General features: G+C 59.2%; 18 protein-coding genes and 1 tRNA gene. 16 read left to right on the top strand and 3 right to left on the bottom strand.

All coding sequences use genetic code 11. From position 1 onward, the window contains the following. Nucleotides 1-81: 81 nt before the first annotated feature. Entirely contained in the window at nucleotides 82-1,746 is a 1,665-nt protein-coding gene (locus KGB29_RS28610) for an OFA family MFS transporter (protein WP_154910707.1), read from the bottom strand. Nucleotides 1,747-1,977: 231 nt separating this feature from the next. Here KGB29_RS28610 and KGB29_RS28605 point away from each other — a divergent pair, with 231 nt between their 5' ends. The 7 genes from KGB29_RS28605 (at nucleotide 1,978) to KGB29_RS28575 (ending at nucleotide 8,479) form a co-directional block, all read left to right on the top strand. Then, nucleotides 1,978-2,382, top strand: a complete 405-nt coding sequence (locus KGB29_RS28605) for an acetyl-CoA sensor PanZ family protein (RefSeq protein ID WP_057712414.1) — start codon at nucleotides 1,978-1,980, stop codon at nucleotides 2,380-2,382. A gap of 78 nt (nucleotides 2,383-2,460) precedes the next feature. Beyond that, nucleotides 2,461-4,692: an AsmA family protein gene (locus tag KGB29_RS28600; RefSeq protein WP_154861221.1), complete on the top strand. Its 2,232-nt coding sequence runs from the start codon at nucleotides 2,461-2,463 to the stop codon at nucleotides 4,690-4,692. Next, nucleotides 4,689-5,756 (top strand): A/G-specific adenine glycosylase, encoded by a 1,068-nt coding sequence (mutY, locus tag KGB29_RS28595; RefSeq protein WP_223616511.1) that lies wholly within the window; start codon nucleotides 4,689-4,691, stop codon nucleotides 5,754-5,756. Before KGB29_RS28600 ends, mutY begins: the two co-directional genes overlap by 4 nt. After that, nucleotides 5,753-6,025, top strand: coding sequence for an oxidative damage protection protein (locus tag KGB29_RS28590; RefSeq protein WP_007989188.1), 273 nt, complete (start codon nucleotides 5,753-5,755; stop codon nucleotides 6,023-6,025). The genes mutY and KGB29_RS28590 overlap by 4 nt, the downstream gene beginning before the upstream one ends. 103 nt (nucleotides 6,026-6,128) lie before the next feature. Beyond that, a tRNA-Phe gene (locus KGB29_RS28585) sits at nucleotides 6,129-6,204 on the top strand. A 318-nt stretch (nucleotides 6,205-6,522) separates the two neighbouring features. Further along, complete coding sequence (locus tag KGB29_RS28580; RefSeq protein WP_150812007.1) at nucleotides 6,523-7,602, top strand: hypothetical protein; 1,080 nt, start codon at nucleotides 6,523-6,525, stop codon at nucleotides 7,600-7,602. Nucleotides 7,603-7,672: 70 nt separating this feature from the next. Beyond that, nucleotides 7,673-8,479 (top strand): TSUP family transporter, encoded by an 807-nt coding sequence (locus KGB29_RS28575; RefSeq protein ID WP_223616510.1) that lies wholly within the window; start codon nucleotides 7,673-7,675, stop codon nucleotides 8,477-8,479. Between the two features lie 30 nt (nucleotides 8,480-8,509). Here KGB29_RS28575 and KGB29_RS28570 read toward each other — a convergent pair whose 3' ends face one another. Further along, nucleotides 8,510-8,959 (bottom strand): carboxypeptidase regulatory-like domain-containing protein, encoded by a 450-nt coding sequence (locus tag KGB29_RS28570; protein ID WP_154861224.1) that lies wholly within the window; start codon nucleotides 8,957-8,959, stop codon nucleotides 8,510-8,512. A gap of 252 nt (nucleotides 8,960-9,211) precedes the next feature. On the opposite strand from KGB29_RS28570, the gene KGB29_RS28565 reads away from it, so the two are divergent. The 4 genes from KGB29_RS28565 to KGB29_RS28550 all read left to right on the top strand — a co-directional run bounded on the left by KGB29_RS28565 (nucleotide 9,212) and on the right by KGB29_RS28550 (nucleotide 12,227). Next, nucleotides 9,212-10,261, top strand: coding sequence for a YhcG family protein (locus KGB29_RS28565; RefSeq protein WP_154910708.1), 1,050 nt, complete (start codon nucleotides 9,212-9,214; stop codon nucleotides 10,259-10,261). Between the two features lie 77 nt (nucleotides 10,262-10,338). Then, nucleotides 10,339-11,313 carry an alpha/beta fold hydrolase gene (locus tag KGB29_RS28560; protein ID WP_223616509.1) on the top strand — a complete coding sequence of 325 codons (975 nt, stop codon included), beginning with the start codon at nucleotides 10,339-10,341 and terminating at the stop codon, nucleotides 11,311-11,313. A 38-nt stretch (nucleotides 11,314-11,351) separates the two neighbouring features. Beyond that, nucleotides 11,352-11,768, top strand: a complete 417-nt coding sequence (locus tag KGB29_RS28555; protein WP_090452584.1) for a hypothetical protein — start codon at nucleotides 11,352-11,354, stop codon at nucleotides 11,766-11,768. A gap of 6 nt (nucleotides 11,769-11,774) precedes the next feature. Then, complete coding sequence (locus KGB29_RS28550) at nucleotides 11,775-12,227, top strand: hypothetical protein (RefSeq protein ID WP_057712423.1); 453 nt, start codon at nucleotides 11,775-11,777, stop codon at nucleotides 12,225-12,227. A 71-nt stretch (nucleotides 12,228-12,298) separates the two neighbouring features. On the opposite strand, the gene gabP is transcribed toward KGB29_RS28550, so the two are convergent. Next, the gene (gene gabP / locus KGB29_RS28545) at nucleotides 12,299-13,690 is read right to left on the bottom strand and encodes a GABA permease (RefSeq protein WP_057712424.1); all 1,392 of its coding nucleotides are present in this window, start codon (nucleotides 13,688-13,690) and stop codon (nucleotides 12,299-12,301) included. A 564-nt stretch (nucleotides 13,691-14,254) separates the two neighbouring features. On the opposite strand from gabP, the gene KGB29_RS28540 reads away from it, so the two are divergent. From KGB29_RS28540 to KGB29_RS28520, 5 genes are all read left to right on the top strand, one after another. After that, on the top strand, nucleotides 14,255-15,028 hold the full coding sequence (locus KGB29_RS28540) for an ABC transporter ATP-binding protein (RefSeq protein ID WP_007972784.1): 774 nt from the start codon (nucleotides 14,255-14,257) through the stop codon (nucleotides 15,026-15,028). A gap of 13 nt (nucleotides 15,029-15,041) precedes the next feature. Next, nucleotides 15,042-15,791, top strand: coding sequence for an ABC transporter substrate-binding protein (locus tag KGB29_RS28535; protein WP_015093061.1), 750 nt, complete (start codon nucleotides 15,042-15,044; stop codon nucleotides 15,789-15,791). A 72-nt stretch (nucleotides 15,792-15,863) separates the two neighbouring features. Further along, nucleotides 15,864-16,559: an ABC transporter permease gene (locus KGB29_RS28530; protein ID WP_057712425.1), complete on the top strand. Its 696-nt coding sequence runs from the start codon at nucleotides 15,864-15,866 to the stop codon at nucleotides 16,557-16,559. Then, nucleotides 16,556-17,245 carry an ABC transporter permease gene (locus tag KGB29_RS28525; RefSeq protein ID WP_008046525.1) on the top strand — a complete coding sequence of 230 codons (690 nt, stop codon included), beginning with the start codon at nucleotides 16,556-16,558 and terminating at the stop codon, nucleotides 17,243-17,245. The genes KGB29_RS28530 and KGB29_RS28525 overlap by 4 nt, the downstream gene beginning before the upstream one ends. Then, the gene (locus tag KGB29_RS28520; protein ID WP_154910710.1) at nucleotides 17,226-18,455 is read left to right on the top strand and encodes a methyltransferase; all 1,230 of its coding nucleotides are present in this window, start codon (nucleotides 17,226-17,228) and stop codon (nucleotides 18,453-18,455) included. The genes KGB29_RS28525 and KGB29_RS28520 overlap by 20 nt, the downstream gene beginning before the upstream one ends. Nucleotides 18,456-18,596: the final 141 nt, after the last annotated feature.

Below are 18,596 nucleotides of genomic sequence, written 5' to 3'. Positions count from 1 at the left end.
GGCGCAGTGCCAGTCGACTTAAAGTTGCCTGAAACACCGCCTTCGCGAGCAAGCCCGCTCCCACAGGGTGATGCGTTTTACTTAGTGAAACAGCACCGCCGTCTTCTGCAAGGTCACCCAGACACCCCACGCCAGCGGAATGCCCACCACCAGCCATGCCGCAATCGCCAGCGGTTTGGTGCCCGGCGCGGCTTTCCACTCCAGCACGGTGCTGCTGTCGGCGCCTTTGTCATGACCCAGCGCCTGTTCGGCTGCCAGCTCAGCATCCGTCATGAAGTACTTGTCCGCCACCGGACGCACCAGCAGGTTGCACAGGAAACCCAGCACCAGCAGGCCGGCGAGGATGTACAGGGTGATGTCGTAAGCCGCCGCACGCTCGACGCCGATGCTCAGTTGATATTCACGCAGATAATTCACCAGCACCGGACCGAGCACACCGGCAGCAGCCCACGCCGTCAGCAGACGACCGTGAATCGCACCGACCATTTGCGTACCGAACAGGTCCGCCAGATACGCCGGAACAGTCGCGAAGCCACCGCCATACATCGACAGGATGATGCAGAACGCCGCCACGAACAGCGCGATGCTGCCCAGGTGACCCAGGTTCGGAATCAGTCCGTACAGGGCAAAGCCCAGGGCGAAGAACACGAAGTAAGTGTTTTTGCGGCCCAGGTAATCCGAGAACGAAGCCCAGAAGAAGCGCCCGCCGATGTTGAACAGGCTGAGCAAACCGGTGAAGCCGGCAGCGATGGCGGCGATCGAAGCCAGTTGCGAAGCGTCGAGTTGGCCGAACGCCAGGTCATTGCCCAGCAACTTGCCAGCGAACACTTCCTGCAACAGCGGCGACGCCATGCCGAGGATGCCGATACCAGCCGATACGTTCAGGCACAGCACCAGCCACACCAGACGGAACTGCGGCGTCTTCCAGGCCACATTCACGTGAACATGACGATGAGTGATCATCGCGTTCGAGGCTTTTTTCGCCGGGGCCGTCCAGCCTTCTGGCTTCCAGCCGGTTGGCGGAACGCGGTAGGACAGTGCGCCACCGATCATGAACACGAAGTAGATGGCAGCCATCACCAGGAAGCTCTGCCAGACGCCGACGCTGGTTGGCGAGGCGAAATGCCCCATCAGTGCCGCCGCCAGCGGGGCGCCGACCATTGCGCCACCGCCGAAGCCCATGATCGCCATGCCGGTCGCCATTCCGCGCTTGTCCGGGAACCATTTGATCAGGGTCGACACCGGCGAAATGTAGCCCAGGCCCAGGCCGATACCGCCAATGACCCCGGAGCCGATCCACATCAGCCAGATCTGGTGGGTATACACCCCCAGCGCCGAAATCAGCAGGCCGCCACACCAGCACAGTGCCGATACGACACCGGCCTTGCGCGGTCCGGCATGCTCCAGCCAGCCACCCCAGATGGCAGCCGAGCAACCCAGGAAGATGAAGAACAGGGTGTAGATCCAGCCGAGCATCGAGATCGGCCAGTCACACTGGGACGAAAAGACTTGTGCGATAAAACTCATGTCCGGTGCGCAGGCCACTGGAGCGGAGATGCCCAGCGCCTTGGACAGCGGCAACCAGAACACCGAAAAACCGTAGGCCATACCGATGCACAAGTGGATGGCCAGCGCGGCCGGTGGCACCAGCCAACGGTTGAAACCGGACTTGGCGATGATCCGCTCCTTGGAAAGGAACGCAGGCTGGTCGGCGCTGAAGCCGTCCGCCGTGATGCTCGTGGTCATTGTGTATCCCCCAATTATTTGTATGGTTCGCCAGCCACAGTTCACTCCCGGCCTTTATGCACGCAGGCATGACCGTTTTTTTTGTAGAGCACCTTGTTGTGCGACAACAGGTCGCAGAAGGACGGACGAACGGGCAAAGGTTACCATTTGCAAGTGACAGAAAAACCAAGCTGACATCACCTTTTGTACGTCATCTGATCTCTATCGCTTCATGACCTCACAGGAATCACCATGCCGATCATTGTCGAGCCGCTGAACCAAGCCACTGCCCAGGATCGGCAGGATCTGCAGAAGATCTACTGCGACGCCCCGGACTGGCTGTTCGCCCCTTTTTCCGGGGCCGCTCAGTTGATCGAAGACTGTTTGCGCGACGGCACACTGATCGCCGGACGCTTCAACGATCGCCTGCTGGGCGCGGCCCGGTTGCAAAGGCACCAAGACGCCTGGCACTTGTCCCAAATATGTGTTCGAAAAATTACCCGTCGCCGTGGTGTTGCCGAGCGACTGGTTGCCGAAGCCCAGAAAATGGCCGCGCAATCGGGCATGCCCCTGCGCCTGCTGGCGCCTGCCGGGCATCTGGAGGCTCAGGCGCTGGCCGCCAAGCTGAAACTGCCACTGGATGTGCTGCCAGCGTGATCACTGACCGGTCGTCTGTTCGGGGGCGCTATACTCCTCGGCTAAATTTTGAATTCGACTAATTACAAGGACTCGCCCATGAAAGCGTTCGGCAAAATCCTGGGTCTGGTACTTCTCGGGCTGTTGCTGATCATTGTGGCGCTGGGCTTTGCCCTGACCCACCTCTTCGATCCCAACGACTACAAAGACGAGATCCGCCAGATTGCCCGCGACAAGGCCCACATCGAGCTGACGCTCAATGGCGATATCGGCTGGAGCCTGTTCCCGTGGCTGGGCCTGGAACTGCACGACGCCAGTGTCGCGACCATGGTCAAACCGACCGAACCGTTTGCCGACTTGCAGATGCTAGGCCTGTCGGTACGCGTACTGCCGCTGCTGCGCCGTGAAGTGCAGATGAGCGACGTACGTGTCGAGGGCCTGAACCTGCGCCTGAACCGTGACAAGGACGGCCACGGCAATTGGGAAGACGTCGGCAAGCTGCCGGTATCGGCCAACACCGGCGCGACCAGCACCCCGCCAGCCGCTGGCGAACCGGCGCCCGAAGCCAGCGTCGCGGCGGAAAAACCGCCTCAGCCGATCCGCCTGGACATCGACAGCCTGACCGTGAACAACGCACGGGTCGAGTACACCGACGAACGAACCGGCAAGAGCTTCAGCGCCGAAAGTATTCAGTTGAGCACCGGTGCGGTTCACGACTCCGTCAACATTCCGCTCAAGCTCACGGCTTTCCTGTCAGCCAACCAGCCGGCATTGCGAGTGCGCACCGAGCTCAATGGTGAGGTGCGTATCGCACGCGCTCTGCAGCGCTATCAGCTCGAAGACATGAAATTGTCCGGTGAAGTGACCGGCGACCCGCTGCAAGGCAAGACCATGACGTTCTCCGCCCAGGGCCAGTTGGTGCTGGACAAGGCCGCCAATGTCGCCGAGTGGACCGGCATCAAGATCTCCGCCAACCAGCTGCGGGCACTGGGTGAACTGAAGGTCAACGACCTCGACAAGACCCCACAAGTCAGTGGCGGCATCTCGATCGCCCAGTTCGACCTGGCGAAATTCGTCGATAGCATCGGCCAGAAACTCCCGGCCATGGCCGAAGGCAGCCTGAGCAAGGTCGAACTGGTCAGCCGTCTGGCTGCAACACCCACCAGCCTGGCGCTCGACAATATCAACCTGAAAGTCGACGACAGCACCTTCAGCGGCCGCATTGCCGTCGAAGACTTCGCCAAGCAATCGCTGCGCGCAGCACTCAAGGCCGACACCTTCAACGTCGACCGCTACCTGCCGCCGAAATCCGCCGAGGCCAATAGCGCGACACAAGTGCGCCAGGCCGAAGTCGCCAGCACCGAAGCCGATGCAATGGCCGGCGCCGGCAGCACTCCGTTGCCACCCGCGCCGACCAAGGACGCCTGGAGCAGCGACCGCCTGTTGCCCGTGGAACGCTTGAGCAAGCTCGATGTGGACGCCGACCTGACCTTCGGCCAGTTGACCCTGCAAAAATTGCCGATTCATAACGCTGCGCTCAAGGCCACCGGCCAGGGTGGCCTGCTGACACTGGCCAACCTGCGCGGCGATCTGTACGAGGGCAACTTCGAAACCACCGGCACGCTCGATGTGCGCCAGCCAGTGCCGGCGCTGAACCTGCAGACGAAGATCAGCCGGGTACCGGCGGAAAAAATCCTCGAAAGCCAGGGCAAGAACCCGCCCGTCAAAGGCCTGGTCACGCTCAACAGCAGCCTGACCGGCAGCGGCAACAGCCAGAAAGCGTTGATCGATACCCTCAACGGCAATGCCAGTTTCATCATCAACAATGGCGTGCTGCTCAACGCCAACCTTGAGCAACAGCTGTGCAAAGGCATCGCCACGCTCAACCGCAAAACCCTCAGCGGCGAGCCCCGGGGCAAGGACACACCGTTCCAGGAGCTCAAGGGCAACCTGACCTTGCGTAACGGCGTGGCCAGCAACCCGGACCTGAAAGTGCGCATCCCGGGCATGACCGTCAACGGAGACGGTGACATCGATCTGCGAGTGTTGGGCATGGACTACCGCGTCGGCATCATCGTCGAAGGCGATACCAGCGCCATGCCGGACCCTGCTTGCCAGGTGGGCGACAAGTTTGTCGGCATCGAGTGGCCGCTGCGTTGCCGCGGCCCGCTGGAGCTGGGCGCCAAGGCTTGCCGTTTGGATAACGACCGCATGGGCCAGGTCGCGGTCAAACAGGCTGGCGACAGGATCAGCGAAAAAATCGAGGAGAAATGGGGCGACAAAGTCGACCCGAAACTGAAAGACGCGCTCAAGGAAATGTTCAAGCGATGAGAGCCGAGCAGTTTTCAACGGCGGTGCTGGACTGGTTCGACCGCCACGGCCGTCACGATTTGCCCTGGCAGCAGGACATCAACCCGTATCGGGTGTGGGTCTCGGAAATCATGTTGCAGCAGACCCAGGTCAGCACCGTGCTGAATTACTTCGACCGTTTCATGGCCTCGTTACCGACGGTCCAGGCGCTGGCGTCCGCGCCGGAAGACGAAGTGCTGCACCTATGGACGGGCCTTGGTTACTACACCCGCGCGCGCAATTTGCAGAAGACCGCGAAGATCGTCGTCGAGCAGTACGGCGGCGAATTTCCCCGGGACGTGGAAAAACTCACTGATCTGCCGGGGATCGGCCTGTCCACCGCCGGCGCCATTGCCAGCATCAGCATGGGCCTGCGCGCGTCGATCCTCGACGGCAACGTCAAACGGGTGCTGGCGCGCTTTACCGCGCAAGAGGGCTACCCCGGCGAGCCAAAGGTCGCCAAACAGCTCTGGGCCAACGCTGAGCGCTTTACGCCGCAGACCCGCGTCAACGCCTACACCCAAGCGATGATGGACCTGGGGGCGACGCTCTGCACCCGCAGCAAACCGAGTTGCCTGCTGTGCCCGCTGGAAAAGGGCTGCGAGGCGCACATGCTCGGCCTGGAAACCCGCTACCCGATCCCCAAGCCGCGCAAAGCCATCCCGCAGAAGCGCACGCTGATGCCGATGCTCGCCAACGCCGAAGGCGCGATCCTGCTTTACCGTCGCCCGTCCACGGGCCTGTGGGGCGGTTTGTGGAGCCTGCCGGAACTCGACGACCTCGATGACCTGCCGCACCTGGCATCGCAGCACTCGCTGGAACTGGGCACACAACAGGCATTGCCAAGCCTGGTGCACACCTTCAGCCATTTTCAGTTATCCATCGAACCCTGGCTGGTTCAGGTCCAGGAGAGCGGCCATCACGTGGCCGAGGCTGACTGGCTCTGGTATAACCTCGCCACCCCGCCGCGCCTGGGCCTTGCCGCCCCGGTCAAAACCTTGCTCGAACGCGCGGCCGCCGTATTGAACGCAGGAGAGTCGTCATGACCCGCACCATCATGTGCCGCAAGTACAAAGAAGAATTGCCAGGCCTGGAGCGCGCTCCCTTCCCGGGCGCCAAAGGCCAGGACATTTTTGACCACGTCTCGCAAAAGGCCTGGGCCGACTGGCAGAAGCACCAGACCCTGCTGATCAACGAAAAACGCCTGAACATGATGAACGCCGAAGATCGCAAATATCTTCAGGGCGAGATGGACAAGTACTTCTCCGGCGAGGATTACGCCAAGGCCGAAGGCTACGTGCCGCCGTCGGAATAACCCCGATTTATCGGGGGTCGGAACGTAAGCGACGGTAATAATTAAAATTTTTATGAAAACTTGCTTGACGACCCCCTGAAAAACCCGTTTAATGCGCCCCGTTGCCCAGATAGCTCAGTCGGTAGAGCAGGGGATTGAAAATCCCCGTGTCGGCGGTTCGATTCCGTCTCTGGGCACCAAATACCGAAAACCCTGAATCGCAAGATTCAGGGTTTTTTTATGCCTTGGATTTGATGAAGCACCGATCCCGTCACCCTCGAAACAACAATTCCCACCTCCTGTCACCACGCCAGCCAGTACCCGTAATGGTTGCCGGGGCTAAGTCCCGAAAGCTTCAGACATTGGTTATCGGTCCTTCCTGGCAGTCTCTCGGGTCTGTCGGAACACTCCGTATGCTCTAACGGAAATGGATGACATACGCTGAAAATGAAATTGAGCAGAATCGGGGGAGGAGCTGCCGCATAACCGGGAGCAGATACACAACAGGGATATAGACAATGACTGAGGTGATTCAACCAGACGTCGAAACTGCTGAGTTTTTTACTGAACAAGAAATCAGGACTTTCAGCTTTGATATCCACCAGTCAGCATTGCTGCACAAGTTGGCCAAAGAGCTGACCGCCATCGGCGGGCCTCAAGCACCAGGAGCCAGGTCCAAAGCCTCTCTGGCAGCCACCGAATTAACGTTCCTGTTTTCGAAAGACCAATGCGAACTGCTGGATGCCTATTCCGAAGGCCTTGTTTGCGCGTTGATCTTTGAAGGGCTGCAAAAAATCTCAGACGCCACCCCTCCAGATGCACTACCAGACCAGACATCCCTGGAAAACCGATACGACGTCCTTTGCCTGGCCGCCCGTAATCAGATCTTGTTGAAACTGGTGGGTAACAGTGCCTTTGCCTACGACATGGACAATGAAGGAAAACTGGTTCGACTGGTGGCCAACTTCAAGGGCGGCGGACTGACCAGAATCCCTGCCGAGCCGGACATCAAGGAACTGAGTTCCCATTCCGGCCTCGCGCTTGGCCCGCATACAGAGGCGCCCTACTGGTGCGCCGTGAACGCGAAAGACGGGCACTCGCCCTCTCCATCGTCGCTCATACTTTCCGCCTTGTGGAACCCAAGCCTGGAGCCTACGCGAGTCATTCCACTACCTCCCATACTCGAAAAAATTGGCGTCACCAACTGCCTCGCACTGACCACAGGTAACTTCCAGTTCACTCGTAGTGACTCCTTTGTCAGTGGCAAAGGGGAAGATGGCCGCAACGTTTCGATTCTGGAGTTCGACGACAAGGCAGGGTTCGCAGCCCGCTTTAACACGTATCGTTTTTCGGTCAATGACAACGCCTCGACCTTTGTGAAAGCGGCTTACACTGCCCTTTGCCAGGGTGTGGGTGAAGCAACTCCGGTCGAGTACACGCTGAACCAGGAATCGGCCATGGTCATCAATAACATCCGGGCTCTGCACTGTCGCGATGTCATCAAAGACAACAGACGGGTCTTGGTTCGTATTTTCGGACTTTCAAAATTTTCTTGCCCCATCGTTGTTTCCGACGACCCGCTAGTGCTGCAGGGCTGATTCTTTTATCACCAGCTGTTGAACGACCAGTCATGTGATTACTGGCCAATAACCATAAAGAGAGAATGCAATGTCTTGGGATGTAATTGGCATGTTGGCGCTCGTCGCTTTTTTCGCCGGTTTTTTTGATGCGATTGCCGGTGGTGGCGGTTTGATCACCTTGCCTGCATTGTTCCTGGCAGGTGTAGATCCGATCAGTGCAATTGCCACAAACAAGTTCCAGGCCGCTTCAGCAACAGTTTCGGCAACGGTAACCTTTGCTCGCAAAGGAATGATCGAGTGGCGCGAAGGCCGTTTCCTGGTTATCTGCGGATTTGTTGGCGGCGCCAGTGGTGCCTTGTTGGTCAGCACTATTGATAAGCGCTATCTGGAAGTTTGCGTGCCTATCATGCTGATTCTGGTAGCCATCTATTTTGCGCTCTCTCCAAAGCTGGCCAATGAAGATCGACGCAAGAGAATTGGTGTTCTGTTTTTTTCGTTTAGCGTTGCGCCGATCCTGGGTTTTTACGACGGTATATTCGGCCCCGGTGTGGGCTCTTTCTTTATTGTCGGATTTGTACTGCTCTGCGGCTTGGGCATGATGCGGGCCATGAGCTTTACCAAACTTGCCAACGCCTCATGCAATCTCGGTTCCCTATCGGTCTTTATCACTAAAGGTGTGATTATCTGGCCGATAGCCATAGCCATGGCTTTGGCGGCCTTCATCGGCGCTCAATTGGGTGCACGGGCCGCTGTCCGGGTCGGACCACGGTTGATCAAACCCATGTTGATCGTGGTCTGCTGCGCTTTGGCCATCAAGCTGCTGAGCGTAGAAACCAACCCTTTACGCGTTGCACTCATCCAGGCGTACGCGGGTGTTAATCACGAAAAATCCTGAGTCGCAGGACTCAGGGTTCAGAGCCTCTCGTTAACTCGCATCATTCCAGTGGAAAACCAGGTTACGGGCTGCACCATTGCCAACATCGGCAACGTCCTGCCGTGTTTCGCCGTTACGCGTCGCAATGACCGTATATTTGCCGGCAGGCAGTTTCACGTAAACCAGCGGACCGGCGTCATTGAGCGTCAGTACGGTCTGCCCCGGGGCTTTCTGAATAACTACATTCACATCAGAAGTGTATTCATTTCCCGTCCCGACAGAGAACGTCATGTGCAGGTTGTAGCCAGTGGTCTGCTGGATGGCCTTGGACTCATCCTCGCCGATACCGCCGGACAGGTAGGTGATGCCGTTTTGTTCCTGGCTTTGCACCTGCACCCCCTGGCCGTCGATGGGCTCAAGGCTGGCGGCAGGTGTCATCGCTGGAAACAACAGCACGCCTACAGCGGTGAGGGGCAACAGGAGTGTATGGAGGTATTTCATGATGGCGACTCCCGGGTTCTGCGGAACCCAATCGTTACACTCTTTGGATTTCCAGCCGGAGGGAGGCGTTTAGATTGATTTGGCCTGAGTACGAAACGTACTACGCCATTTGTTCCTCAGCCCTCGCCCACCATCAGACCTGTCCTGCCGGACAACCCGGTATTTCCTGCCTGTTTCTCGGCAACCCCCGGCATCTTCGAAGGGGCTCTCTTGTCATTCTCTTTCGCTGTTCAACCTGCTGCGGAAGACCTCATGACGGCCCCCACCCCCAACGACACTCACGACCCACATCTGGCATCACTGCTTGGCAACCTTGGCAAATTGATCCATCAGGCACGTCAGAAAGTGCTTCGGGCAGCCGACACCGTGCAAGTGCAAACCTGTTGGCAAACTGGTCGGCATATCGTTGAGTTCGAACAGAACGGCGCGCGACGGGTCAGGTATGGCAAAGAGTTACCGTCGACGGTGGCCAAAGCACTAACTGCGGAGTTCGGAAAGGGATTTGACGCTTCCAACCTTCGGTACATGCGTCTGTTCTATCAAGCCTTTCCAATTCGTGACGCACTGCGTCACGAATTGAGCTGGACCCACTACCGCCACCTGCTTCGGGTCGACAACGACAGCGCTCGTCTCTGGTACATGAACGAATCAGCCACCCAAAACTGGTCAAGCCGCGCCCTGGAACGCCAGATCAATACGCTGTACTACGAACGCCTGCTGGCGAGCCGCGATCGCGGCAGCGTCAAGCAGGAGGCCGCCACCCACATTCAAAACATGAAGGCCAGCCCTCGGGATTTCGTCCGTGATCCGGTAGTACTGGAGTTTCTTGGTTTACCCAATGCCGGCAAGCTTCAGGAAAGCGAGATCGAACAAGCGCTTATCGAACAATTGCAGGGCTTCTTGCTGGAGCTGGGAAAGGGCTTCGCATTCATTGCCCGCCAGCAACGCATCAGTACCGACAGCAAAGACTTCTACATCGATCTGGTGTTCTACAACTACTTGCTCAAGTGCTTCGTCATCTTCGATATCAAGCGCGGTGAACTGACCCATCAGGATGTGGGGCAGATGGACATGTACGTACGCATGTACGACGACCTGAAACGCGGCGTGGAAGACGGCCCCACGGTCGGCATCATTCTCTGTGCGCAAAAGGATGAATCCGTGGTGCGGTATTCAGTGCTCGAAGGAAACGAGCAACTGTTCGCCAGCAAGTACAAGCTTGTCCTACCGAGTGAGGAGGAACTCCGTAATGAGCTGGATCGGGAACGGGTGGCACTTGAAGAACGATTGCTCAATCAGTAAATGCGTTGAGGCGAATGGATTGTTCATCAACGGCATCAAGACTATCGTTGGCAGCTACCCGCAAAGGTCTGACACCGATGAATTTGCAGGACACGCCTCCGCTGGCCCCCAGTCGCAACGAGTTGCCGCTGCCGGATACCACGCCCGGCAAACCGTTCAAGGAAACCGCCTCGGATGGTTTCATCCTCGGCGGCTTCACCTGGCGACACCCTTCTCGGGACACCGCTCGCCCGGTCGTGATCATCAATGCCGCCACCTCGGTCCGTTGTCACCACTACTCGCGCTTCGCCGACTACCTGTTCGTCCACGGCTTCGATGTCATCACCTATGACTACCGCGGCATCGGCGAGTCGCGGCCGGCATCGCTCAAGGGTCTTCAAGCCTCGTGGACCGATTGGGGAGCGCTGGATTTCGAGGCGATGCTCAAGCGCGCACAGCGTGAGTTCCCACAACAGCCTATCGATGTGGTCGGCCACAGCTTTGGCGGCTGTGCAGCGGGCCTGGGGGCGTCCGGGCACCTGATACGGCGCCTGGTGACGGTCGGTGCGCAATTCGCCTACTGGCGCGACTATGCGCCCGCTCAGCGCTGGCGAATGTTCGGCAAGTGGCATGTGGTGATGCCACTGGTGACGATGCTGTGCGGCTACTTTCCGGGCAAGCGCCTTGGCTGGCTGGAAGACACACCCGCCGGCGTGGTCCGTGACTGGAGCCTCTCCACTGCCCGCTACGAGAAACGCTCCAGCGGCCGCACAATCAGCAAAACCGCCGGGCAGCTGCCCTTTGCCGGCGTCACCGCGCAAACCCTGGCCATCAGCATCAGCGACGATCCCTACGGCACGGTCCCGGCCATCGAACGCCTGCTCGGCTACTTCACCGGCAGCACAAACTCTCACCTGCGTATCCGTCCTGAAGACATCGGCGAAGAAGAAGTCGGACATTTCGCCTTTTTTCGCAGCGCATACCAAGCCACACTATGGCCCATTGCATTGGCCTGGTTGCAAAACGGCGAACTGGTCCCCGGCACACCCGGGCGAACGGTGCCACGCAGCTGAGCCACCCGCCCCTTTCAACGAATTACGGAACGACGCCCATGGCCTCCGCCAACAAGCAGCAAAAACGCGCCTCCCGCGCCAAGGCCAAGGCCAAGCAAAACCGCACCCAGCGAGCTGCCGCACCGGTGGAACTGGACCCGAACGACGATCGCATCGACTTCGAATCGGTGGACCTGACCGAACTGTTCAAGAAAATGATCGACGCCGAAAAGATCAGCCAGCAAGCCCTGTGCACGGCCTTCCTCGAAGACCCGTTGCTGGAACTGGTGTACGAGCAGGAAGGCGAGGAAGGCGCGATGGACTTCATCCTTGCCGCGCTGATCGAATATCGCCAATGGTCAACCGAAACCGACGAAGCCGGCGCCCTGGCGTGGATCGAATCACCGGCCTTTCAGGCCGACTACGTGGCGGCGTCCGACGCCATTGCCGCGCAAACCCAACAGAAACCGAACTGAGTTCCCATGGCCTCCCTGAACAAGCAACAGAAACGCGCCAAGCGCGCAAAAGCCAAAGCCAAGCAGATCAATATCCACGGCCGAAAACCCGCCGCGCTGGACGATGATCTTGGCCACCTCGCCGAGCCGATCCCGGAATACACCCTGGCGATGTTCAGCAAAATGCGTGACGCGGAAGCCGTCAGCCGCAGCGAAATGCTCTCGGTGCTGCTGACGAACCTGGCCTTTATCATCATCGACCATCCAGAACTGCTGGACATGGAAAACGCCGACGACGAAGGCATGGCCGCCACCCACCTGGCCGCCGACATGCTGATCGACTACCGCATGTGGGCCGACGGCATGGACCGCGAGACCGCCCAGGCGTGGCTGAGCGAACCGCAGTTCATTGCTGACTTCGGTGACGCACTGGATGTCTACCGCGAGTCGCTGGAAGCGCCGGAAGAAAAAGCCGAGTAAGGGTTACGACTCAAACAAAAACGGCCGCTTGTCATCACTGACAGCGGCCGTTTTGCGTTACGCGGTATGGATCAGTTCAGCACTACCGCGCCACGCTTTTCCAGTTTGCGACGGCGAGCCACCAGCAAGCCGGCCGCTACCACCAGAGCACTGAGCAAGCCGGTCGCGAGAATTTCCACGCGATGGGCTTCCTGGAACAGCATGATGGTCAGGGCCGCGACGATGAAGACGATCACCGCGTAGGTCAGGCCCGGGAACAGCCACATGCTGAAGGCAATTTTCTCCCCGCGCGCTATACGCTGCTTGCGCATGCGCAGTTGCGAAATCGCAATCACCAGGTACACCAGCAATGCGATGGCGCCGGAGCTGGCCAGCAGGAATTCGAACACCGCAGCCGGAGCCACGTAGTTGGCGAATGTTGCCAGGAACGCTGCGCCAGTGGACAGCATCACCGCCCAGTATGGCGTGCCACTTTTGTTGGTGCGGGTGGACATGGCCGGCGCATCGCCGCGCTTGCCCAGGGAGAACAACATCCGCGACGAGGTGTAGAGCGCCGAGTTCAGGCAGCTGGTCACAGCGACCAACACCACGATGTCGACGATCATCTTGGCGTTAGGGATGCCCATGCGCTCAAGTACAGTCTGGTAGGAGCCCAGGCTTGCCAGTACCGGGTCGTTCCAAGGCACCAGAGCCACGACGATGAAGATCGACACGAGGTAGAACAAGCCGATCCGCCAGATAACCGAGTTGGTGGCCTTGGAGATTTGCTTGCCAGGGTTCTTCGATTCCGCGGCCGCGATGGTCACGATCTCGGTGCCCATGAAGGAGAACATGGTGGTCAGGATGGCACCCAACACCGCGCCCATGCCGTTTGGCAGGAAGCCTTGGGTGTCGAACAGATGGGAAACGCCGCTGACCTGGCTGCCCGGCAGGAAGCCGAAGATCGCCATGAGGCCCAGAACAATGAAACCGATGATGGCCAACACTTTGATCAGGGCAAACCAGAACTCGAATTCACCGTAGTTCTTCACGCTGAACAGGTTGGTCACGGTCAACAGCATCGTGATGACCAGGGCGAAGGCCCAGATGTCCACGCCAGGGAACCAGGCATGCAAGATGGTCGCGGCAGCGTTGGCTTCCAACGGGATCACCAGAACCCAGAACCACCAGTACAACCAGCCGATGGTGAAGCCGGCCCAGTGACCGATCGCGCGGTCGGCGTAAGTCGAAAACGAACCGGTGTCCGGCGAGGCAACGGCCATTTCGCCGAGCATGCGCATCACCAGCACCACCAACATGCCGGCGGCGGCGTAAGCCAACAGAACAGCCGGACCTGCAGCGGCGATGGCGTGACCCGAGCCAACGAACAAGCCGGCGCCGATAACCCCGGCAATCGACAGCATGGTCACGTGGCGCGGTTTGAGCCCCTGTTCGAGGCCATTAGAGCTTTGGGTACTGCTCATTAAAACTACCTTTGTAAGGAGAAGCGAATGCGTGCATCCCGTTCGGCGGACCTTCTCGTAAAAAGAAGCCAACAGGGCGTTCTGGATTCTGCACGCAATAATTGCGCCAAAATATTTCAAAACCCTCTAGCCCGGCGATCTCGCCTCGACCGGACGGTCATCGCAACCCTTTGAATTTAATGGCACTTTGCCAAAGCGTTACCCTGCGACCCACTTTTGCGGATACATCAGCGCACCGGAAACACACCTGAAAAGGGCTCCGCGCACATTAAAAGTGCACAAGCGGTGCATTTGGCCGGATAGCGCTTCCAACACCCTGTCAAAGCTGGCAACATCGCGCCTTTTTTTGCGGCAGCCACCGCGCTTTTTATCGACAGGCAAGGTTCAAACGGCTGTTCGGTTGTTGATGGGGCGACAGTCTGCTGCGCTGATGCGACAACCTGCCACGCACCAGCCGTTTACCGTCCCTAGCGCTGTTGGCTGCCATTGAAACGCTATGCTAGGTTGGCCGCCTCGCCAGGAAGGCCGCCAACAGCAGGAGCGCAACATATATGAGGAACGCACATGGCTGAGGCCACGCCCGCGCTTGAAATCCGCAACTTGCACAAACGCTACGGTTCGCTGGAGGTGCTCAAAGGCATCTCGCTGACCGCCCGCGACGGCGATGTGATCTCGATCCTGGGTTCCTCCGGCTCCGGCAAGTCCACGTTCCTGCGGTGCATCAACCTGCTGGAGAACCCGCACCAGGGCCAGATTCTGGTCGCCGGCGAAGAACTCAAGCTCAAGGCCGCGAAGAACGGTGAACTGGTGGCCGCCGACGGCAAGCAGATCAATCGCCTGCGCAGCGAAATCGGTTTTGTGTTTCAAAACTTTAATCTGTGGCCGCACATGAGTGTGCTCGACAACATCATCGAAGCCCCGCGCCGCGTGCTCGGTCAGAGCAAGGCCGAAGCCATCGAAGTGGCCGAAGCCCTGCTGGCCAAGGTCGGCATCGCCGACAAGCGCCATGCCTACCCGGCGCAGTTGTCCGGCGGCCAGCAACAACGCGCGGCCATCGCCCGCACCCTGGCCATGCAGCCCAAGGTCATCCTGTTCGACGAGCCCACCTCGGCGCTTGACCCGGAAATGGTCCAGGAAGTACTTAATGTCATCCGCGCGCTGGCCGAAGAAGGCCGCACCATGCTGCTCGTGACCCACGAAATGGGCTTCGCCCGTCAGGTCTCCAGTGAAGTGGTGTTCCTCCACCAGGGCCTGGTAGAAGAGCAAGGATCGCCACAGCAGGTGTTCGAAAACCCGCTTTCGGCGCGCTGCAAACAATTCATGTCCAGCAACCGCTAACGGAGCTACCCACATGCAAAACTACAAAAAGGTCTTCCTGGCTGCCGCCGTCACCCTGGCGTTCAGCGCCGGTGCCATGGCCGAAACCCTGAAGATGGGCATCGAAGCGGCTTACCCGCCGTTCAACAATAAAGATGCCAGTGGCAATGTCGTCGGCTTCGACAAAGAGATCGGCGACGCCCTGTGCGCCAAGATGAAAGTCGAGTGCACCGTCGTGACCTCCGACTGGGACGGCATCATCCCGGCCCTGAACGCCAAGAAGTTCGACTTCCTGATCTCCTCGATGTCGATCACCGACGAGCGCAAGCAAGCGGTGGACTTCACCGACCCGTACTACTCCAACAAGCTGCAGTTCATCGCCAAGAAAGACATCGACTTCAAAACCGACAAGGCCGCGCTCAAAGGCAAGATCATCGGCGCCCAGCGCGCTACCCTGGCCGGCACCTTCCTGGAAGACAACTATGGTGACGACATCACCATCAAGCTCTACGACACCCAGGAAAACGCCTACCTCGACCTGACTTCCGGCCGCCTGGACGGCATCCTGGCCGACAAGTACGTCAATTACGAATGGCTGAAAAGCGACGCTGGCCGTAGCTACGAGTTCAAGGGTGACCCAGTGGAAGAGAGCGACAAGATCGGTATTGCCGTGCGCAAGAAGGACCCGATCCGCGAGAAGCTGAACACCGCGCTGAAAGAAATCGTCGCTGACGGCACCTACAAGAAGATCAACGACAAGTACTTCCCGTTCAGCATCTATTGATACTGACCTGCCTGACCGGCGCCTGATGGCGCCGGTTCTCGGCCTTGCCTGCCGCGATTTGAAAAGAAATCCATGATTATCGACCTCTACGGATTCGGCCCGGCGCTCGCCGCTGGCGCGCTGATGACTGTGAAACTGGCACTCTCGGCCCTGTGCCTGGGGCTGGTACTCGGTCTGCTCGGCGCCTTGGCCAAGACTTCCCCGTACAAGCCGCTGCAATGGCTTGGCGGCACTTATTCGACCCTGGTTCGCGGTATCCCGGAATTGCTCTGGGTGCTGTTGATCTACTTCGGCACGGTCAACCTGATGCGTGCCCTGGGCGAGTTCTTCGGCAACCCCGACCTTGAACTCAACGCCTTCGCCGCCGGTGTGATCGCGCTGGGCCTGTGCTTCGGCGCCTACGCCACGGAAGTGTTTCGCGGTGCGATCCTCGCCATCCCCAAAGGCCATCGTGAAGCCGGCGTGGCCCTGGGCCTGTCGAAATGGCGCATCTTCACCAAGCTGATCATGCCGCAGATGTGGCGCATTGCCCTGCCCGGCCTGGGCAACCTGTTCATGATCCTGATGAAGGACACCGCGCTGGTGTCGGTGATCGGCCTGGAAGAAATCATGCGTCATGCGCAAATCGGCGTGACCGTCTCCAAGCAACCGTTCACCTTCTATATGGTGGCCGCGTTCATGTACCTGAGCCTGACGGTGCTGGCGATGACCGGCATGCACTTCCTGGAAAAACGTGCCGCTCGCGGCTTCGCGAGGAGCACCCAATGAACTGGGAAGTCATCATCAAGTGGCTGCCGAAACTGGCTCAGGGCGCAACCCTGACCCTGGAACTGGTGGCCATCGCCGTGATCGCCGGTTTGCTGCTGGCCATTCCACTGGGTATCGCCCGCTCGTCGCGCCTGTGGTGGGTGCGGGCATTTCCCTACGGCTACATCTTCTTTTTCCGTGGCACGCCGTTGCTGGTTCAACTGTTCCTGGTCTACTACGGCCTGGCGCAGTTCGACGCGATCCGTAACAGTTCGATGTGGCCGTACCTGCGCGATCCGTTCTGGTGCGCCACGGCGACCATGACCCTGCACACCGCGGCCTACATTGCGGAAATCCTGCGGGGCGCCATCCAGGCGATTCCACCGGGCGAGATCGAGGCGGCACGGGCGCTGGGCATGTCCAGACCCAAAGCGCTGTTCTACATCATCCTGCCGCGCGCCGCGCGCATCGGCCTGCCGGCCTACAGCAACGAGGTGATCCTGATGCTCAAGGCCAGCGCCCTGGCCAGCACCGTGACCCTGCTGGAATTGACCGGCATGGCCCGCACCATCATTGCCCGGACTTACCTCCCGGTGGAGATCTTCTTCGCCGCGGGCATGTTCTATCTGGTAATGGCTTACGTGCTGGTGCGTGGCTTCAAGCTGCTGGAGCGCTGGTTGCGCGTCGATGCCTGCCAAGGGCGTTGATACCGGCGTGTTGACGGGCGAGGCCCTGCTCGCCCGCTTCACCGCGCTGGATGCTTTTCTGACAGAGCATCAGGCACTGTGGAAACCCCGACCGTTCACTCATCGGCATCTTCCCTGGGAAGCGTCCTACCCGGAGCTGGCCGCATGGCTACGCAAGCGGTCGCTGGAAGACGCGGAAAACGCTCACAACCAACCTGCCCTTCTGAATGCACCGGAGCCCTTTGCTTCCCTGGCAACAATGTCCGCTGGCTTGAGTGCCGTGGATGAGTTGCCGGCTCGCACACTCAAAGCGGCGGGCCATCGGTTGAACGTCGATGTACCGGGGCGCAAATGGCAACAGATCGAAGCCTTCGCCAGCCGATTGCAGTTTTCCGAAGCACCGCAGCATTGGATGGACTGGTGTTCGGGTAAGGGACATCTGGGCCGCCGCCTACTGCAACCGGGGCAACAACTGACGTGCCTGGAATACGATCCGGCACTGGTAACCAGCGGCCAGGCACTCAGCCAGCGCCATCACCTGCATGCGCTGCATATCGAACAGGATGTGCTCGCGGCAGACGCAGCTTGTTTACTGGGTGCGTATCACACGCCCGTCGCGCTTCACGCCTGCGGTGATTTACATGTGCGGCTGATTCAACTCGCCAGCGTCACAGGCTGCAAACAGCTCGCCATCGCGCCGTGTTGCTACAACCGGATCAGTCTTGCCCAATACTCGCCGATTTCCTCGACCGCCCAAGGCTCCGGCTTACAGCTTTCCCTCGACGACCTCGCGTTGCCCATGAGCGAAACCGTTACCGCCGGTGCCCGCGTGCGACGTCAACGCGACACCTCCATGGCCCGGCGCCTGGGCTTCGACTTGCTGCAACGGCAACTGCGCGGAATGGACGAGTACCTGCCAACCCCCTCCCTGCCCAGCGCCTGGCTGGACAAACCCTTCGCCGATTACTGTCATCATCTGGCCACTCTCAAAGAGTTATCCACAATCGGCCCGCAAGATTGGTCAGCCCTCGAAGCCTCTGGTTGGCAGCGACTGGCCGAAGTGCGCAACCTTGAACTACTACGCGGACTTTTCCGACGCCCACTGGAGCTTTGGCTGGTCCTTGACCGGGCACTTTTCCTCACCGAGCAGGGCTACAGCGTCCGCGTCGGCACCTTCTGCGAACCCCCGCTCACGCCGCGTAATTTCCTGCTCCTGGCCGAACGCGCTTAAATACATCCGACCTGTGGATAACTCTGTTGATGAAATAATCGTGGATCCAATATCCACGCCTGTTTCAGGGCTAAATCCACACTGTTCATTTTTTATACACCCGCATAAAAAATCGAAAAAACAGGTATTTGCGAACAAACG

The organism is Pseudomonas sp. BF-B-30, assembly GCF_019956305.1.
Classification (GTDB): Bacteria; Pseudomonadota; Gammaproteobacteria; order Pseudomonadales; family Pseudomonadaceae; genus Aquipseudomonas; species Aquipseudomonas jessenii.
The sequence above is the reverse complement of the archived record's forward strand: the minus strand, read 5'-3'. Positions and strand labels throughout refer to the sequence as shown.

Bases quoted from the DNA above. Each gene is read 5' to 3' on its own strand.
- KGB29_RS28550 (WP_057712423.1), top strand. From the start codon at position 11,775: ATGGCCTCCCTGAACAAGCAACAGAAACGCGCCAAGCGCGCAAAAGCC.
- KGB29_RS28540 (WP_007972784.1), top strand. From the start codon at position 14,255: ATGGCTGAGGCCACGCCCGCGCTTGAAATCCGCAACTTGCACAAACGC.
- KGB29_RS28600 (WP_154861221.1), top strand. From the start codon at position 2,461: ATGAAAGCGTTCGGCAAAATCCTGGGTCTGGTACTTCTCGGGCTGTTG.
- KGB29_RS28605 (WP_057712414.1), top strand. From the start codon at position 1,978: ATGCCGATCATTGTCGAGCCGCTGAACCAAGCCACTGCCCAGGATCGG.
- KGB29_RS28570 (WP_154861224.1), bottom strand. From the start codon at position 8,959: ATGAAATACCTCCATACACTCCTGTTGCCCCTCACCGCTGTAGGCGTG.
- mutY (WP_223616511.1), top strand. From the start codon at position 4,689: ATGAGAGCCGAGCAGTTTTCAACGGCGGTGCTGGACTGGTTCGACCGC.
- KGB29_RS28555 (WP_090452584.1), top strand. From the start codon at position 11,352: ATGGCCTCCGCCAACAAGCAGCAAAAACGCGCCTCCCGCGCCAAGGCC.
- KGB29_RS28520 (WP_154910710.1), top strand. From the start codon at position 17,226: ATGCCTGCCAAGGGCGTTGATACCGGCGTGTTGACGGGCGAGGCCCTG.
- KGB29_RS28560 (WP_223616509.1), top strand. From the start codon at position 10,339: ATGAATTTGCAGGACACGCCTCCGCTGGCCCCCAGTCGCAACGAGTTG.
- KGB29_RS28590 (WP_007989188.1), top strand. From the start codon at position 5,753: ATGACCCGCACCATCATGTGCCGCAAGTACAAAGAAGAATTGCCAGGC.
- KGB29_RS28565 (WP_154910708.1), top strand. From the start codon at position 9,212: ATGACGGCCCCCACCCCCAACGACACTCACGACCCACATCTGGCATCA.
- KGB29_RS28575 (WP_223616510.1), top strand. From the start codon at position 7,673: ATGTCTTGGGATGTAATTGGCATGTTGGCGCTCGTCGCTTTTTTCGCC.
- KGB29_RS28530 (WP_057712425.1), top strand. From the start codon at position 15,864: ATGATTATCGACCTCTACGGATTCGGCCCGGCGCTCGCCGCTGGCGCG.
- gabP (WP_057712424.1), bottom strand. From the start codon at position 13,690: ATGAGCAGTACCCAAAGCTCTAATGGCCTCGAACAGGGGCTCAAACCG.
- KGB29_RS28525 (WP_008046525.1), top strand. From the start codon at position 16,556: ATGAACTGGGAAGTCATCATCAAGTGGCTGCCGAAACTGGCTCAGGGC.
- KGB29_RS28610 (WP_154910707.1), bottom strand. From the start codon at position 1,746: ATGACCACGAGCATCACGGCGGACGGCTTCAGCGCCGACCAGCCTGCG.
- KGB29_RS28580 (WP_150812007.1), top strand. From the start codon at position 6,523: ATGACTGAGGTGATTCAACCAGACGTCGAAACTGCTGAGTTTTTTACT.
- KGB29_RS28535 (WP_015093061.1), top strand. From the start codon at position 15,042: ATGCAAAACTACAAAAAGGTCTTCCTGGCTGCCGCCGTCACCCTGGCG.